General features: G+C 43.1%; 13 protein-coding genes. 5 read left to right on the plus strand and 8 right to left on the minus strand.

The annotated features are described in order from the left end of the window. Positions 1 to 290: 290 nt before the first annotated feature. On the plus strand, positions 291 to 1,316 hold the full coding sequence (locus tag T538_RS0114765; protein ID WP_031534447.1) for an IS110 family RNA-guided transposase: 1,026 nt from the start codon (positions 291 to 293) through the stop codon (positions 1,314 to 1,316). A gap of 320 nt (positions 1,317 to 1,636) precedes the next feature. On the opposite strand, the gene T538_RS0114770 is transcribed toward T538_RS0114765, so the two are convergent. Together T538_RS0114770 and T538_RS0114775 are read right to left on the minus strand one after the other, a co-directional pair. Next, entirely contained in the window at positions 1,637 to 2,923 is a 1,287-nt protein-coding gene (locus T538_RS0114770; RefSeq protein WP_031535271.1) for an O-acetylhomoserine aminocarboxypropyltransferase/cysteine synthase family protein, read from the minus strand. A 384-nt stretch (positions 2,924 to 3,307) separates the two neighbouring features. Further along, on the minus strand, positions 3,308 to 4,966 hold the full coding sequence (locus T538_RS0114775; RefSeq protein ID WP_031541495.1) for a glycosyltransferase family protein: 1,659 nt from the start codon (positions 4,964 to 4,966) through the stop codon (positions 3,308 to 3,310). 241 nt (positions 4,967 to 5,207) lie between these two features. Here T538_RS0114775 and T538_RS0114780 point away from each other — a divergent pair, with 241 nt between their 5' ends. Together T538_RS0114780 and T538_RS0114785 are read left to right on the plus strand one after the other, a co-directional pair. After that, entirely contained in the window at positions 5,208 to 5,690 is a 483-nt protein-coding gene (locus T538_RS0114780; RefSeq protein ID WP_031535268.1) for an Lrp/AsnC family transcriptional regulator, read from the plus strand. 27 nt (positions 5,691 to 5,717) lie between these two features. Continuing rightward, complete coding sequence (locus tag T538_RS0114785) at positions 5,718 to 6,935, plus strand: MFS transporter (RefSeq protein ID WP_031535266.1); 1,218 nt, start codon at positions 5,718 to 5,720, stop codon at positions 6,933 to 6,935. On the opposite strand, the gene T538_RS0114790 is transcribed toward T538_RS0114785, so the two are convergent. After that, positions 6,874 to 8,208 carry an MATE family efflux transporter gene (locus T538_RS0114790; RefSeq protein WP_031535264.1) on the minus strand — a complete coding sequence of 445 codons (1,335 nt, stop codon included), beginning with the start codon at positions 8,206 to 8,208 and terminating at the stop codon, positions 6,874 to 6,876. The two genes, T538_RS0114785 and T538_RS0114790, sit on opposite strands and share 62 nt — an antisense overlap. A gap of 90 nt (positions 8,209 to 8,298) precedes the next feature. After that, entirely contained in the window at positions 8,299 to 8,652 is a 354-nt protein-coding gene (locus T538_RS0114795) for a hypothetical protein (protein ID WP_031535263.1), read from the minus strand. Positions 8,653 to 9,180: 528 nt separating this feature from the next. On the opposite strand from T538_RS0114795, the gene T538_RS0114800 reads away from it, so the two are divergent. Further along, positions 9,181 to 10,626 (plus strand): hypothetical protein, encoded by a 1,446-nt coding sequence (locus T538_RS0114800; RefSeq protein WP_155993264.1) that lies wholly within the window; start codon positions 9,181 to 9,183, stop codon positions 10,624 to 10,626. Between the two features lie 85 nt (positions 10,627 to 10,711). Next, positions 10,712 to 11,542 (plus strand): hypothetical protein, encoded by an 831-nt coding sequence (locus T538_RS0114805; RefSeq protein WP_031535259.1) that lies wholly within the window; start codon positions 10,712 to 10,714, stop codon positions 11,540 to 11,542. 235 nt (positions 11,543 to 11,777) lie between these two features. Here the strand turns inward: T538_RS0114805 and T538_RS0114810 are convergent, their stop codons facing one another. The 4 genes from T538_RS0114810 to T538_RS19255 form a co-directional block, all read right to left on the minus strand. Then, entirely contained in the window at positions 11,778 to 13,742 is a 1,965-nt protein-coding gene (locus tag T538_RS0114810; RefSeq protein WP_031535257.1) for a glycoside hydrolase family 97 protein, read from the minus strand. Positions 13,743 to 13,846: 104 nt separating this feature from the next. Then, positions 13,847 to 14,446 carry a response regulator transcription factor gene (locus T538_RS0114815; RefSeq protein ID WP_170828144.1) on the minus strand — a complete coding sequence of 200 codons (600 nt, stop codon included), beginning with the start codon at positions 14,444 to 14,446 and terminating at the stop codon, positions 13,847 to 13,849. A 211-nt stretch (positions 14,447 to 14,657) separates the two neighbouring features. Beyond that, positions 14,658 to 15,431, minus strand: coding sequence for a hypothetical protein (locus T538_RS0114820; protein ID WP_155993266.1), 774 nt, complete (start codon positions 15,429 to 15,431; stop codon positions 14,658 to 14,660). A 910-nt stretch (positions 15,432 to 16,341) separates the two neighbouring features. Beyond that, a complete protein-coding gene (locus T538_RS19255; RefSeq protein WP_369795016.1) occupies positions 16,342 to 16,440 on the minus strand; it encodes an NTF2 fold immunity protein in 99 nt (32 codons plus the stop codon). Between the last annotated feature and the right edge of the window lies 1 nt (position 16,441).

Genomic DNA, 16,441 nt, shown 5'->3' on the forward strand with positions numbered 1-16,441 from the left:
TCAACTTTCTCTAAGTTTGCAGATGATTGCGGCGCAGCCGCATAAGAAAGCAAATTGGTCGAGAAAAACAATAGCAATTCAAGACAGTTTCTTACCTTTGTCGTTGTAAGGAAGAATCGGTCTGTCGAAGAGGTAAACCTGTCAACTTTCCAGAACGGAGTCTATAAATTGTTTAGGACCTCCCAGACATAGTTGCAAAGACAAGATAGAAAGTTATCGGCATAGAGCCTCGTTAGAGTGTTAGTCCATACAACTATTGACCAATTCTTTAAAAATACAGATACAAAAGTATGAAAAAATTATTTGTTGGAATTGACTTTTCGAAAGAAAAAATTGATGTGGCAATCATTTTTGCCGAGGGACTGACAGAAACCTCCATGAGAGTGTCCAATGAGTTCAAGAACTCCGTATCTGGTTACAAGCAGCTGGTCAAATGGGTTGAGGAGAGCTCAAACGAGACAGAACCGTCTTTGTGGCTGTTCTGCGGCGAGAATACCGGCGACTACAGCAAGCCGTTGTGCAACTTCCTCTACGGAAGGGGATTTGACATGTGGCTCGAGAATGCAAAAAGCATCAAGGACGCGTCAGGAATAAGAAGGCTTAAGTCTGACCGCGCCGATGCCAATATGATTGCTGAATACGCTATGCGAAACTATGACAAGGCGATAATTTATGAGCCTCTCAGCGAGAGCCTGTCGCAGCTCCGCGAACTGTTCCTCTACAGGCAGATGGTTGTAAGGCACAGATGCAGTTTTCAGGTCAGAAGAGGCGAGAAAAGACTCAACATGGAGAAGTCACCTGTCAAGACAATGATCTCCCAAAGCGGACGGCATATCGTTACCGAACTGAACAAGGAGATTGAGAAGATTGACAAGCGTATTGCGGAGCTGATAGATTCAGACGACGAACTTGCACAAGTCTTCAACATCGTAACCTCCATACCCGGCATAGGAACGCAGAATGCCGTATGCCTGATGGTTTACACCGATAATTTCCGCAGGTTCAACTTCGATTCAAGAAAGATTGCCTGCTACTATGGAATAGCCCCATTCGGCAGGGATTCCGGAACAAGCGTGCATACCGATCCGCACGTGCACTACATGGCAAACAGGCAGATTAAGGCAATGCTGTCTCAGGCTGCACTTTCTGCCGCCAGATTCAATCCCGTCATAGCCTCATATTATTCAAGGCATATAGCAAAGGGAAAAAAGAGGCAGATTGTCCTCAATAATGTCAAGAACAAACTTGTACACATTGTGACTGCCATGGTCAGAAACAAGCAGCTTTTTGACAAAGATTATAAAATATCAGCATAAACAAAAAAATGGTCGAAATATTTGGATTTTAACATAGAAAGCAAGTTTCAAAAAAATGCGAATTGTCAATTAAAAAGGGCGGCATCCGCATCAGAAAACGGACACCGCCCACAAACATTAACTCAAACCACACAAAAATAATAGGCGTAAATACTGAATAGACGAATTTGAATTTTTAACGTTTTCCAGCCATGGCTAACCGGAAAAATCTAATCTTCTCATCCAGCCTCAACGGCTTTCTTGAGAAACTGAAGATAAGGTCTTTTTTGTGCTTGTGCGTGAATAATATACCTATCAATCAGCGTGTGGCATGAGCTGTTTTAGATTGCCGAGAATGCTTGATCCAAGTCGGCAATGATATCATCAATATGCTCAACACCTATCGAAAGACGGACTGTTGTTGGAGTGATGTGCTGCTCCTTCAGTTCTTCCTCGCTAAGCTGAGAGTGAGTTGTTGTGTAAGGATGAATTACAAGCGACTTCACATCTGCCACATTGGCAAGCAGAGAGAAGAGTTTGAGCGAATCGATAAACTTCCACGCATCTTCCTGAGTACCGTCAATCTCGAACGTAAAGATTGAGCCTGCGCCCTTAGGGAAATACTTCTTGTACAGCGCGTTATCCTTGTGCGATGGCAGCGACGGATGGCTCACGGCTCTTACCTTAGGATGCTTTGCCAGATAGTCAACAACCTTCAGAGCGTTCTCTACATGACGCTCGATGCGCAACGGAAGCGACTCAACGCCCTGCAACAGAATCCATGCGTTAAACGGAGAGATTGTTGCACCTGTGTCGCGAAGAATAACGGCGCGGATTCGAGTTACGAAGGCTGCAGCCCCTGCAACATCGGCAAAAACTGCTCCGTGATAAGAAGGGTCTGGCTTAGCCAATGTTGGATACTTGTCGGCATTTGCCTTGTAGTCGAACTTTCCAGCGTCTACTATTACACCTCCAAGGCTGCTGCCATGTCCGCCGATAAACTTGGTTGCCGAATGAACCACGATGTCGGCTCCATGCTCAATCGGACGAATCAGGACAGGAGCGAAGGTGTTGTCAACGATAAATATAATGTTGTGTTTGTGCGCAATTTCAGCGATGGCATCGAGGTTTGTAACGTCTGAGTTCGGATTACCGAATGTCTCGGCATACACAACCTTTGTGTTTGGACGGATGGCAGCCTCGAGAGCATCAAGATCGTTGATGTTGATGATTGTATTCTCAATTCCCTGAGTAGCAAGTGTATGCACAATAAGGTTGTATGTTCCGCCGTAAAGGTTGTCGGCTGCAACAATGTGGTCGCCGTTCTGCAAGACATTCTGCAAAGCGTATGTAATAGCCGCTGCGCCTGATGCTACAGCCAAGCCAGCCACACCGCCTTCGATGGCTGCAACACGGTCTTCGAACACACCCTGAGTAGAGTTGGTCAATCGGCCGTAGATGTTACCTGCATCGCGCAAGCCAAAGCGGTCGGCTGCATGCTTTGAGTTGTGGAATACGTATGATGTTGTCTGATAAATAGGCACCGCTCTTGAATCGGTTGCTGGGTCAGCCTGCTCCTGACCAACGTGAAGTGCCAAAGTCTCTACATGAAGTTTCTGCTGTGTCATAATTGTGTCCCTTTCTTTTTTGTATCCAAGATTCTGATGTACAGAAGCAAGGAGGAGTTATTGTTTGTTGTTTACGTTTGCAAAGGTAGAGCAAATAGAAATATAATCCAAACAAATTTAAAATTATGGAAAATATCACCACAATCTCACATTTTCACAGAAACAATATTAAGAAAAACTGAGTTTCAGGAGTCATTGGCAGAAATTTTATCTATCGCAAAAATCAGCAAAATACGGGGCTTTTATGGTAAAAATCCCCAATGCCTCTCCTGCCCCAATAAAAGATGACATAAATCTATAATTTGGCAGGTAGTTCAGAAAAAAGCATCAAGCAAAAGACATTCTTGCTTGATGCTTTTTATATTTCAGCCCACCTTTTCCACTCTATTTTGTACTGCAATAAACGTGATATACCGTATCGGCAAAAACCTCCCTATAGCAACCATTCTTTACAAAATCAGTATTAAACAAGAGTTCTTTCATCCCTTTGTCGTCTTTGTACAAAACAATTACAGGCATTTTCTTTTGCTCCATGTACGCATTACCCAACATTTTATCTGGATTTGGATTCATCCAACTTGATTCGAATAAAGCAAACGGCTTTGCATTTAAAGTAACAAAAACAAACAAATCCGATGCCAGCACTGGCTTATCCTCCACATAGGGTCTTAGAATATCTGTATACTTATTATAGTTATCTGCATCTGAAGTTTGCTCCTTTATGCAAGTATTTTTAATGAATTTTCCATCCAGCAGCACTTTTGCATTTTTTTTGAATGGACCAACCTCCCAAAAAGAAAACATGCAAACAAACAAAACAAATACAAGACTATAATATACCCAATACCTACCTTTCTGCATCTGAGTCATAAATGCTCCACCAAAAACTATAATGAAAGCAAAAATATTAATAAAAGAGAAAATCGAGAATCCCGGAGAAGAACTTCCTATCTGATATATTTCAAACAAAAGCAATGAAAATACAATCCAATAAATAAACTTTCTGTTGTTTTTTTTCAATGCCCAAAACAGGAATATCAACACCGCAGAATAAGGCACTAAATACGAATACCCGATACTCAAGAATACATAAACGAACTTTTTGAACAAGGCCAAAGAAATCAAAAAAAATACAATAGACTTTATTTTTTCTTTTTTCTGCAAATAAGCCACAAAAGCAGAAAAGGCAGCAAAAAACAACCCTATTTTTATCATCACATCGTTATTCACTCCCCAAAATAGAAGCAAACTATTTGAACTATGTCCATCGCCCGATTCACTACCGATAAAGATAGACTTTATGAAATCAACATAATAGTTGAAATGCCCCAAATATATCAACAGTATAACGCCAAGCAATAGGCCGACAATATATCCTATAATATAGACATAAACTGGTCTAAGACTTTTTTTTATACTTTCTTTAAAAGTACTATTCTCATAAAAAAAGAAATACAATGGTATTAGTATAACAAAACAAGCATCAAGAATATTCGGAAGTCTTACATATACATTAAGGGCTATAAACAAAGACGATAAAAAGATATATAAAAAGACATGTTTTTTGAGTCCACGATACAATAAAAATACAGACAATGTAATAAAAAATACCGAATATCCATTATACGAAAATTCCCTAAATGTATAAAACCTTAATATCGCAGAACAAAGCAGGCCAAACAATATTGCATATCTATTTACAACATCCTTTAGCATATAATACAACATTGCATACACACTACAGTCTATCAAACAGCCAAATATGCGCAACTGCAACAATGAACCATCGGTAAGGAAATGAGATGTTATGAATGTGAGCCAATATCCCATACATAAAGACACGCTGTTTGGATAACCGACAATATACTTCGTTCCTGCAACATAAAAAAAGATGTCATTTCGGCATCCATGCAAATCAAAAGGATGAAAACCTAAGAATACTGCAGAAAAACGGACTAACAAAATTAAGAAAACAAACAATGCGATAATGGCACGACCGTTTTTACACATAAAAGAACTGAAATCCTTCATCTTTTCAATCATTTTTGATGGCAAAGATACAATAAATTCGTAAAATTATATTTTTAACAGTATGATATTGTAACATACACTATACAAAACTATCTTATAAAACATGCTTCTTACTGTACATTCCCTTATTACAGTCTGCTAAAACCGCACTTACTCAGAAAAAATATCCAAGAATTTGAATTTCTCGGAAAACATATCTATCTTTGCCATGATTTGGCAGAAAAGACTAACACAAACACCAAAGAACAATAGTATGATAGAAAAAGTAACCACACAAGAAAGTCTCGACGAAAAGGACATTCTTATTCTGCGCACGCTGCAACAGAATGCCAAGCTGACAACAAAGCAGGTTGCCGCCGAGTGCCACCTCAGTCTTACCCCCGTGTTCGAGCGCATCAAGAGGCTCGAAAACGAAGGCTATATAAAGAGGTACATAACCGTTCTCGATGCCGAGAAGCTGCACAAGGGCTTCGTGGTGTTCTGTAGCGTTAAGCTAAGCACCATAAACCGCGAGATGGCGCAGCAGTTTACCGAGGCGGTGCGCGACATCCCCGAGGTTACCGAGTGCTACAACATCTCGGGAAAGTTCGACTATCTGCTTAAAATCCATTCGCCCAACATGAAGTACTATCAGGAATTCATCCTTAACGTGCTGGGCAAACTGCCGATGCTTGGCTCGCTCGAGAGCACCTTCGTAATGGAAGAGATAAAGCATCAGTACGGCGTAGTTATTTAAATAGTATTACATAGGTAAAAAGAAGTCATGGAAAAAGAAAAACTGTGGAACGGCAATTACAACAGAGTGATGATAACCAATTTCTCGCTCTTCTTCTCGTTCTATCTGCTAACACCGCTGTTGCCTATCTATCTTAGCGAGACGTTCGATGCCTCGAAGGATATGATTGGTCTTGTGCTGTCGGGCTATACGCTCGTGGCGCTCATAACGCGTCCGTTCAGCGGATTCATTGCCGACAGTTTTCCTCGCAAGAAGGTGCTTCTGGTGTGCCTGTTCCTATACTTCATCATCTTCGGCGGATATATCGTGGCTGGAAGTCTTGTACTCTTTGCCATCTTCCGCACGCTTCACGGCGGACCGTTCGGGGCGAGCACCGTGTCTAACAGCACGATGGCAATAGATGTTCTTCCGCCATCGCGCCGAAACGAGGGTATAGGACTTTACGGACTGAGCAACAATCTGGCATCAGCCATCGCGCCTACCATCGGAATTTACCTGCACCATTATTTCCACAACTTCGACATCCTGTTCTGGACGGCTTTCATCGTTGCCGGAATAGGTTTCTTCAACGCGTCGCGCATCGTTCCGCAGGAAAAACAGATTATTGCAAGCAAGACTGCCATCTCGCTCGACCGTTTCTTTCTTTCGCGCGGATGGTTTTTGGCTCTGAATATGAGCTTCTTCGGATTCTGCTGGGGCGTTCTGAGCAACTATCTTGCCATATACGGAAAGGAGCATCTGGGCATAACCGAAGGCACGGGAACGTTCTTCATGCTGCTGTCTGCCGGACTTATCTTCTCGCGTCTGCAAGGCAACAAATCGCTGCGCGACGGCAAGCTAACGAGCAACGCCCTGAAGGGAATCCTTCTCTCTACCGTGGGCTACACCTTGTTTATAGCCTACCCTTCGATGATTGGCTACTACACATCGGCAATCCTCATCGGACTGGGCAACGGACACATGTGGCCTGCCTTTCAGAACATGATAATAAACATAGCGCACCACAACGAGCGCGGAACGGCAAACAGCACCATCCTCACGTCATGGGACTTGGGCTTGGGACTGGGCATCCTGCTTGGCGGTATCGTAGCCGAGCACTTTGGTTACGACAGCACCTTCTGGATGATGGCAACCGTTCACATCGTCGGAACAATAGGCTACATAGGCTTTACAATGCGCAAGTTTACGATTTTATCAGCCTCTTTTTCATCCACTTCTGAGAGTTCCAGCGCCACACAAAAATAATGCCTCGGATATTCTCGTCGAGGGCGTATGCAATCCAGCAGCCAATAAGCCCCCAGCCGAAATGTATTCCAAACAGATAGGCGCATCCCACTTGGCAGCTCCACATCACTATTACGCCCAGCAGGAACGGGAAATAAATGTCGCCGGCAGCACGCAGGGCGTTGGTTGCGTAGATGTTTATGGCTCTGCCTATCTCAAGGAATATGTTTATGTAGAATATTTTGCAGCCGAGCGAGATAATCTCCTCGTTCGTAGTCATTAGTCCGAGCACCTGACGGCCAAAGACGGCAAACACAACCGCCATGACAATTGATATCACCACCGACCATATCATAACATACCTGCCTATCAGAAAGGCGGCATTTCGCCTCTCTCCGCCCACCAGATGGGCTATGCTTATTGCTCCTGCCTGACCGAGCGCGATGGCAGAAAGGCACGCAAAGCATGTTATGTTAAACACATATATTCGGGTAGCAAGCGAAACCGTTCCCATCGTAACAATCATGGCGGTACATACAACCTGAGCCGCATCGTACGACATATTCTCGCCTGCCGACGGCAATCCCACCTTCAGAATGTTTCTCAGTTTATCCCAAGGGAAGGGACGGAACATCTTGAGAGGAAAGCTCGGAATCCACTTGCTGTGAAGCAGATAGATAAGGATGCACATGGCTATGAGTCGGGCAAAGACGGTTGACATGGCCGCACCCGAAACGCCCAGAGCCGGCATTCCGAAGTTTCCGAAAATGAGCATGTAGTTTCCGATGATGTTAAGAACGTTCGAAAAGAGTGTAACGTACATAGGATATTTAGGCATGTTTGCCGAACGCAGTCCTGCGCCTATAGCCATAGATATAGCCTGAAGGAAGGCAAATCCGCCCACAATCTTCATGTACGGAAGGGCATACTGAAGCAACTCCTCCTTAACGCCCATAAGCGACAGCCAGAAATCGCGGAACACATAAAGCAGCGCGCTCACCACCAGACCCATCGTAATGTTTACGGCAAGCGCCGTTCCCATGGTCTGGAGCACGTTGTCGTTCTGCTTTGCGCCTATATACTGCGAGCACATAACCAGAGTGCCTATATTGATAACCTGAAAGACAAGGAAGGCAAGATTAACCAGTTGGTTTACAACGCCTACCGCCGCCACCGCCGAGTCGGAATAGTGTCCCAGCATAAACGTGTCGGTTGCGCCAACCAGCATCATAAGCATCACCTCAACCCATATTGGGGCTGCCAACTTTCTCAGTTCTTTTCTCAGATTTTGCATTTCGGTTATAATTAAAGGGAAAAAAAGGAGCCTCCCTACAGAGACTCCTAATTTTTTGGCTTGTTTTTATCTTTTATAGAATTCCAGTTGTTACTTTACTACAGACTGCAAACCTTTGTTGTTCATTGTTGCGTTGATAACGCTAAGATACTTAGAATACTGAACATCGTTAAGATTCTCGCGCATCTTCTTGCAGTTGTCAAGAACGGCCTTGCGCATCTTGTTTGCTCTCTCCTCGCTGTTCTCAGTCTTCTCAGCCTCTGCCATAGAAGCCTCGAAATCGTTGTTTATTGCATCAATCTTCTCGTACTGAGCGGCTGAAAGTTCCAAATAAGCACTCAATCTTGCTGAGTTTACAGTAACGTTAGACTTGTTGTTGTCTGCTGCCATACTTACGGTTGCGAAAGCCATTACAGCGATTGCTGTTAGAAAAAACTTCTTCATATCTTCAATTTTTTTAGTTATCCGTATTTGTTAATTTTGTCATCCTCAGATTGCATTTTAGTACCCAACATCTTTCTTACCAGTACTTTATCTCCTTGTTTGACGATGCAAAGATATAGAGGTTTTAAATATCAGACAAATAAAAAACATGTTTTTTAGCATAAAAAGCGATATTCTTGATACAGGTCAAACATACCGAAATGCAATGTATGAAAAAGGACAAAAACTATATTTTTCACAAAAATCTAAGCAGATTTAGCCACTCATTCTGATTTATTCCGTAATTTTGTAACGATAATCTTTTACCAAAAGACAAATATAAATTCGTAAAACTCGCTAAAAAATAATATGTTAGGAAGTGAAATAAAGAAAATTGTCTTTAAGAGACTTGATGAGGCATTAAAACCTCTTGGTTGGAAAGCATACAAGTCTGGATATAATCCAACTTATGTGCTTGATTGCAAATTTTATAAAGTTTCTTTTTATATGGGATTCTCTGTTGGAAAAGTTGGATTTTCATACATTTCCATGAAGATTAATGAAATAGAACTCTATGTGTCTGAATGTATTGGAAATACGGAAGTTATACCCGGTAATGGGATGATAATAAACGATAAAGATATATATCGTGATACTTTAGAGGAACACACTTTTCTGAATAAATATAATGATAATGTTATCGAAACAGAGGATGACGTAAATATGGTTGTTGATTATTTCTTGGATTATCTTTTTGGTACTGCCAAGAAGTTTGTAGAGACATACTTGTATCTGCCGAACATTGTACGTAAAATGGAAGAGTTGAATAATGCAAATATTTCATGGGTTCATTATGAGAAAGGACTTCTTTTTGGTAATTTTGATGGATATTTTAGAGCGTTGATTATATCAAAATTGTGTAATGATCCTTTGTTTCAAGACAAGGTAAAGCTGGTTGAATACAGACTTTACGAACATAAAGAAGCATATCTGCGTAAACGCTTTATTCCGTATTACGAAAAGTTAAAGCAACTTCTTCCAACCATCGAGCCAAAATATAGCATGGATTCGCCAAACGAGGAGGCAGAGATGGAGAAGATAAGGGCTATGGTTGCGAAAAACTTCACGCCAATATCAGCTCCAACAGATAAACCTAAAAAGAAGTCGGCAAAGAAATTCGTGCCAACTCCGCCAGAGCAGGTAAACCAAGAACTTCTGTCTTTGCTCAATCCCGAACGCATCCCGAAGGAATCCCGAAGCCTGCAAAAACAGTTTATGGATTTTTTCCTTGGCAAGAAAGACAACAAAGAAAAGGCAGAAAACGCCCAATTACAAAAGCAAACCATAGAGATTGTTGGCTGCTATCTCGATGCCAGCCTTCGCAATCATGGCTTCTGCAACGTACATCGCTATAAAAACGCGTTCTACTACACACGCCCAACAGATGTTGGCAACCTCATCTTCTCGTTTATGGTCGGCAACAACGGTTGCCTCCGCATCTATCCGCCAAGCATCCGCCTCGACAAGGTCGAAGAATGGATGCAAAAGGTTGATATTCCGCTAAAATCGCGCGACGGCGACCATCAAGGAACGATAGAACTCGAGCTCCCGAAGAAAATCGTTAAACTAAATGATAGTGAATGTATTAGCGACGATGACATAAAGAAACTCTGCCTTGCCACGTGGCAGTTTATCGAAGAAAAGTTCGGCGACTTTGTAGAAGACTATTCGTCTCCGCAGTTCTTGTGGGAAAGACTCTGCTCAGACATCAAAGCCTATCCCGATTGGGTTAAGATAATCCGCGGCATCACAGCTCCGGAGCAGATAATTCGTGGCGTCGTGTTCCTGCGTCTCTGCCGCGACAACGATTTCGAGGACAAGTTCGAGCTTGTAAAGAAATTCATCCTAACGGAGTACAAGAGTTTCATTCCGTCGGTAAACCAACTCAAGCGTCTTCTGCCCGAGATGAAAAAAGAATACGAAGTGTGTAGTTAATGAAAAAAAATCAGCAGCAACAATTGCGTTCATAACAAGAAATCATTATATTTGTACTTTCTAACACTATAAACTAACAAACAAAATGGGATTAGACATCTACGCTGGTACGCTAACGCGCTACATCTCGGGCAACTGGAAGACACAATTGCAGCAATATGCCGAGGCTAATGGACATGGATACACAAAAATGACACCTGACGACGAGGAAGAAGGCAATAAAAACTCGCCTGAGGAAATCTGCAAATTTGTATCGAAATGGAGAGACCAAGTTGTAGGCGTGATTGAAAAGGACATGCAAAAGCCTAAATCGTTTTTCAGCCTATTCAAGAAAAAGGAGAAAATATCGCTTCCGGTCTGGGAAGAGAACAACGACAAGGACTATTACACCGACAAGCCCGACTGGAGCGGCTACGGAGCACTTATTCTGGTAGCGGCGGCAAAAATCTACAACGAGAAGATTCCAGAGACGCTTCCCGAAGACCTCAGCTCACATCCGCTGATTAAACGCATCGGGCGCGACAGCTATTACACCTCAAGATGGTCGCTGTTTCATGATGTTTCGACATGGCTGCCTTACGAGAGAGAAATCATTTTCGAGGGAAAAGCACCAAACGACACCAATATCGCCATCTCAACTGCCGGAAACCTTCTGAACGAGCTGAACAAGATTAACGAAATGTGCTGGAAAGCCGATGAAGAAACGATTCTGAACTGGCGAAAGACCGAAGGTCCCGGTTCAAAAGGTGCTGCAATAAACCTTGCAGACCTGAAAAATCTGACCGTTGAAAAACTCAGCATGTTAAGCAAGGCAAAACCCAATATAGAGTCTGAGGCAAAACTTGCCTTTTCTATATTCTATCGTGCTGCCAAATATTCGCTCGAGAACAAAGTACCTATCCTTTTGGATTATTAACAAAACAGTTCGGGATAACGAAATACATTTTTCTGTATCACGAAATGTTTTTCGGAAATGACGCTTTCAGCGTCTATAATGAGTTCAACATACAGACAATCAACGCTGTAATATTTTACATAAGCAACAAGTTATAATGAATTGAATCAAATCCCGAACTTGCATATTAACCAAGCAAAAAAATACCGCATCGCCCCGAAAGACGATGCGGATTTTTTTTGCAGAACAGCGGAACTTACTTTATAACGAAACCGCCGTTACATGGAATTACCACGTTAACTTCCTTCTTCTTTGATATCTTTATCTGCTTAACGCCGCCGTTCAGCTTTGCGTCGTCGTTATAGAAATCAACAGTCTTGCCAGCCTCGAACATTGGCAGAGCCAGCTTCAGCTTCAGCGGAGTCTTCTCGGCGTTGATGCCGGCGATGTACCACTTGTCGCCAGTACGACGAGCCAGCACAACATACTTGCCCGGATAACCGTCGATAAACTTAACCTCGTCCCAAGTAGTAGGCACGTTCTTCATGAACTCTACAGCCCATTGCGGAGCATCCTTCAGATTGTTTGGAGCCATGGCAAAGTGCTGAACCGGACTCTGGAACAGGATTGCGGTTGCAAGTGCAAACACATCAGATGTTACGCGATGACCGCCCCACATCTCGTTGTTGTTCTTAGGGTTGTAGTACCAGTTAAGCGTGCTTCCGCCAAAATCCATACTACCTACGGTATTGCGAAGGAACGGCAGGAATGTGGCATCCTTAGCCTCGCGGTCGCAGTCGCTCTGGTTAAAATGAAGGTTCTCGCTTGCGCGGACAGCCTCGCTTGCTGCATAGTTAGGATACATTCTCTCCCAGCCTCTTGGCAGCGTACATCCGTGGAAGATTACGAGCAGACCGAACTCCTGAGCATCGCGAAGGATATCCTCGTAAAGTTGCATTGTACATTGCTTGTCTCCGCCGAAGAAATCTACCTTTATACCACGGATGCCAATGCTCTGCATCCACTTCATCTCGGCACGACGGCGATATGATACGTCCATGCAGTTGCGCGGAGTCTGAGGAGCATCGTTCCACTTACCGTTGCTGTTGTACCACAAGAAGAGGTTCACGCCCTTGCTCTTGCCGTATTTTGCAAGTTCGGCAATACGGTCGCGACCAATCTGAACGTCCCACATGGCATCTACAAGAAGCGACTCCCAGCCCATTGCCGCACTAAAGTCGATATATTCTTTCTGAGTGTCGAAGTTGCAACTCTCGTCGTTGGCAATAATCCACGACCAACTTCCGCGACCGTATTTCTTGGCAGATGCGTCTCTGTCGGCCATCTTCACGTCGTTCTTCAGGACGTCCCATGTTATTGTTGTTTCTACAATGTTTTTCAAGCCGTCGCCAACGGTAATTGTGCGCCAAGGAGTGAAACTTGGCAACTCAGCCTGAACGGTATTTGAGCCGTAGCCGTTGTTCTCTTCCATTCCCGGGAATGTAAGTTGATATTTTGCTCCGCCCTTGTTGTCGAGGCGAGATGCGCAATAATTTCCGTCCACGCCTGTTTCAGAAACCAGAATCCAGATGTTCTTTGCGCCGTCAGCCTTGCGGAACAGACAAGGGAATGTGTAACCCTGTCCCCAGCCGTTCTTGCCCATTGCGCCATCAGCCTCGTAATGAGTCTCGTAGCTTGGAGCGGTACGGGCAAAGCCTGTCATATATCCCATCTGAGGGCACATAAACGTTGTTGTGCCGTCGGTCATGTTAAAGCCTGTTGCCTCGGTATTTATCACGCAGCATTTTGTCTCTTTGTGAGGCAGCAGATGATAGCGGAATGCTATATTGTTGTTGCTTACCTGAAACTCAACCTCCATAACCTTCTGCTCTTTCTGGGCAAAGGTATATGTGCGTGTGTTTGCCTCGTAATGGTTCTTGCTGTTCTTTATGTTATACAAGATGTAATCGTCGGTAATCTTAGATTCATCGGTTACACCGCTAAGCGAAAGTTCGCGCGAATAGTCGCCAACGTTTGTGTTCAGTCCGAGCGCACTCTTAGAGATACACTCCTTTCCGTCGAACGAAACGGAATAGGCAGGAGCTCCATTGTCGCACACCACATCAACAGCCAGTCTGCCATCAAGACTGCTTACTTTCTGTGCCATCACAGAAGAGGCTACCAAAGGCAGCACAAAGCTAAAAATAATCTTCTTATCCATTTAGTATTAAGTGTTATAAAAAATCAAATTTGCGCAAAGATAATATTTTTTATCACTTAACACTAACAATCGGTGTTACATAGTTATAAGCAAGATGTTACAAATTACAGTTCGCTGGCATCAACAAGACCGTTCATAACCGAATATACGATGATGTCGGCAAGCGAACGTGCCTTTAGCTTTTCCATTATGTTTTTGCGATGCGATATCACGGTGCTCTCCTTTATATCCATCCTGTCGGCAATCTCCTTATTTATGAATCCCTTGCTCAGAAGAACCGCCACCTCAACCTCGCGAGCCGACAGCTCTACGCCACTCTTCTGCTTCATAACCATCGGAGGCATAGGCATCGCGCCGTGAGGGCCGTGCTGTCCGCGCTGAAGCGCAAGAATGTCGCGCACCACGTTCTGCTCACTCTGGCACACGTTAATGGTCTTTACACCGCTTATGTTGAGGTCGCCGTTTACAAGGACTATGCTTCGGGTTGAATGGTTGCGGAAATACTGCGCATGCTCAAAATATATACGCGACGAGACGAAAAAGTGTGCAAACATCTCGGTTTGCGCCTCTACAAGTTCGTCGAACGAGCGGAGCAGAACAACCTCGGCCACAGGAATGATGTCTTCAAGAATCTCCTGAAGTCCTATTCCGGTGAGTATGTTCGAGTCGATGACTGCAAACCTCACGCGCATGTTGTGTGGCATACCCGGCATGTTCATGGCTGCAAAATTAACACATTTTTCACAAGTTAGGGTTATGCTGATGGCTCTTTTTTCATAAAAACGAGACTATCTCCGCATTTGTATCGACAAACGCGGCTGGTCGTAAAAAAAATGGCACACCTGCCTTTTGCCGAGCAAGGTGTGCCACGAATGTACAACCAATTAATAACAATTATTGAATCAAAAAATCCTGTTATTTCACTATCTGACCGGCTACGTTATATTTGTTGCCGTTATTTTCAATTACTATCTTGCCGTTCTCTATGCGCTTGCTTGCCTGAGTCTCTGCTTTCACTCCGTTTACTCCTGTTGCTGAAGGAACTTCAATAGCCTCTGTTGTGATTGCAAGTTTGGTATGGTCGCCCCATCCCGGAGTTTTCACCTTACCAAGAACACCGTCTGTCTCGAAGTCCTGAGTGTAGACTAATTCGCCGTTTCCTGAATAAACCTTGATGTTATCGACATACAGAGTTCCAGCCAACTTACCTACATTAAAGTAGAGTGTGTTGGTTGCATACTTAATCTCCTCGGTTGGGCAAACCTCGCCCTCGCTTTCTGGGCACTTTACAGGGCTTGAGCCTGTGTGAGTATCGGCTTTATGACAATGTACGCAGCAAGCCTCGTGTGCTACCTCGTCGGTATAGCCTGTGTACTCGCTCCAGTCTGTTGTAGGCTTGCAGTCGGCAATATAGTTGAAGGCTGCTGTTGCGTTCCAGATGCCAAGATGCGCGCTGTTGGCATCAACGGTCTGAACGCCAAAGGTGAAAGCTGCGCCATCTACCTTTACGTCGAATGTGATTTTGTACTGGGTAGCCTCGGCAAGATTTGCATCGGCAATGTTAATCTGTACCTGCTTGTCCCATGCGTTAGTTGATGCTGTTTCCGTACTAATCTTAAGTGCGTGGTTCTGCGCTACGGCAGATACGGCCATTGCACCAAGAATAAATGAAGATAAAATTTTTCTCATGTGTTTTCTGAATTAAATTAAAAATCAATGGTTTTCTGTTGTACATTTTCTAAAGTATTACAAATAAAGCTGTTATGGCTCTATTCAATGCTATTCTGTATAAGCGTGAGTAAATATAAACAATAAATTGATAAAGAAAAAGACATTTTTTGAAATTATTTTTTCGTATGCGGTAACAATTGATTTAAATCAATTCATAATTCACAATGGACAATGGACAATGGACAATTTTGGAAAATTCATAATTCATAATTGATTTTTGAGAAGGATATTTCTTCGGGATGCGTTTTTACAATTCACAATGGACAATGGACAATTTTTTGAAATTCATAATTCATAATTCAAAATTCACAATTGCTTTTGAGAGGGATATTTCTTCGGGATGCGTTCGAGTTTTGCTATGCAAGATTTTAGGGAAACCAAGAGCGGAAAAAACAGTTCTGCCGAATTTCCGCTCGCCCTCTGGTCGCTTCCCGTTCTGCCGAATTTGCAATTCGGCTGAGAAAAAAATCGGGAATTTGTAATTCCCACCACTGAAAAACAAGTTATGCGAAACCAAAGGGACGCAAGAATTCCCACCGCTAAACTTCCATTTACGAGCATTGTCAATTATGAATTATGAATTGTGAATTGTGAATTGTGAATTAAAATTCCACCGCTGAAAAAAAATTCAGTTTTTTCACATAACATTTTGTCGCTTTGCGACAATGCGAGTTGCAAACTCGCGTATATTGATGCTGCCAAATTGCAAATTCGGCAGAACAAAGGAATTTCCACCGCTGAGATTATCAATACATTAAAACAAAAAAGTCCCCCAAAAGAATACTACTCTTTAGGGGAAACTTCTTTGTGTTAAAACATTTCTAACAACTACTATTTGGGGAGAAACTAAAACTAAATTAGTTATTTATTACTTCTCATGATACAATTTAACTATTTGCCCATTTCTTTTTGAAATTGTAATATAAGCAACTCCCCCCAAATATCCTTTCGGTAAAGATCCGGAAATA

Source organism: Bacteroides sp. Ga6A2, from assembly GCF_000702225.1.
In the GTDB taxonomy this organism is placed as follows: Bacteria; Bacteroidota; Bacteroidia; order Bacteroidales; family Bacteroidaceae; genus Ga6A1.

Coding starts and splice junctions, on each gene's coding strand:
- T538_RS0114765 (WP_031534447.1), top strand. CDS start 291: ATGAAAAAATTATTTGTTGGAATTGACTTTTCGAAAGAAAAAATTGAT.
- T538_RS0114770 (WP_031535271.1), bottom strand. CDS start 2,923: ATGACACAGCAGAAACTTCATGTAGAGACTTTGGCACTTCACGTTGGT.
- T538_RS0114775 (WP_031541495.1), bottom strand. CDS start 4,966: ATGATTGAAAAGATGAAGGATTTCAGTTCTTTTATGTGTAAAAACGGT.
- T538_RS0114780 (WP_031535268.1), top strand. CDS start 5,208: ATGATAGAAAAAGTAACCACACAAGAAAGTCTCGACGAAAAGGACATT.
- T538_RS0114785 (WP_031535266.1), top strand. CDS start 5,718: ATGGAAAAAGAAAAACTGTGGAACGGCAATTACAACAGAGTGATGATA.
- T538_RS0114790 (WP_031535264.1), bottom strand. CDS start 8,208: ATGCAAAATCTGAGAAAAGAACTGAGAAAGTTGGCAGCCCCAATATGG.
- T538_RS0114795 (WP_031535263.1), bottom strand. CDS start 8,652: ATGAAGAAGTTTTTTCTAACAGCAATCGCTGTAATGGCTTTCGCAACC.
- T538_RS0114800 (WP_155993264.1), top strand. CDS start 9,181: ATGAAGATTAATGAAATAGAACTCTATGTGTCTGAATGTATTGGAAAT.
- T538_RS0114805 (WP_031535259.1), top strand. CDS start 10,712: ATGGGATTAGACATCTACGCTGGTACGCTAACGCGCTACATCTCGGGC.
- T538_RS0114810 (WP_031535257.1), bottom strand. CDS start 13,742: ATGGATAAGAAGATTATTTTTAGCTTTGTGCTGCCTTTGGTAGCCTCT.
- T538_RS0114815 (WP_170828144.1), bottom strand. CDS start 14,446: ATGCCACACAACATGCGCGTGAGGTTTGCAGTCATCGACTCGAACATA.
- T538_RS0114820 (WP_155993266.1), bottom strand. CDS start 15,431: ATGAGAAAAATTTTATCTTCATTTATTCTTGGTGCAATGGCCGTATCT.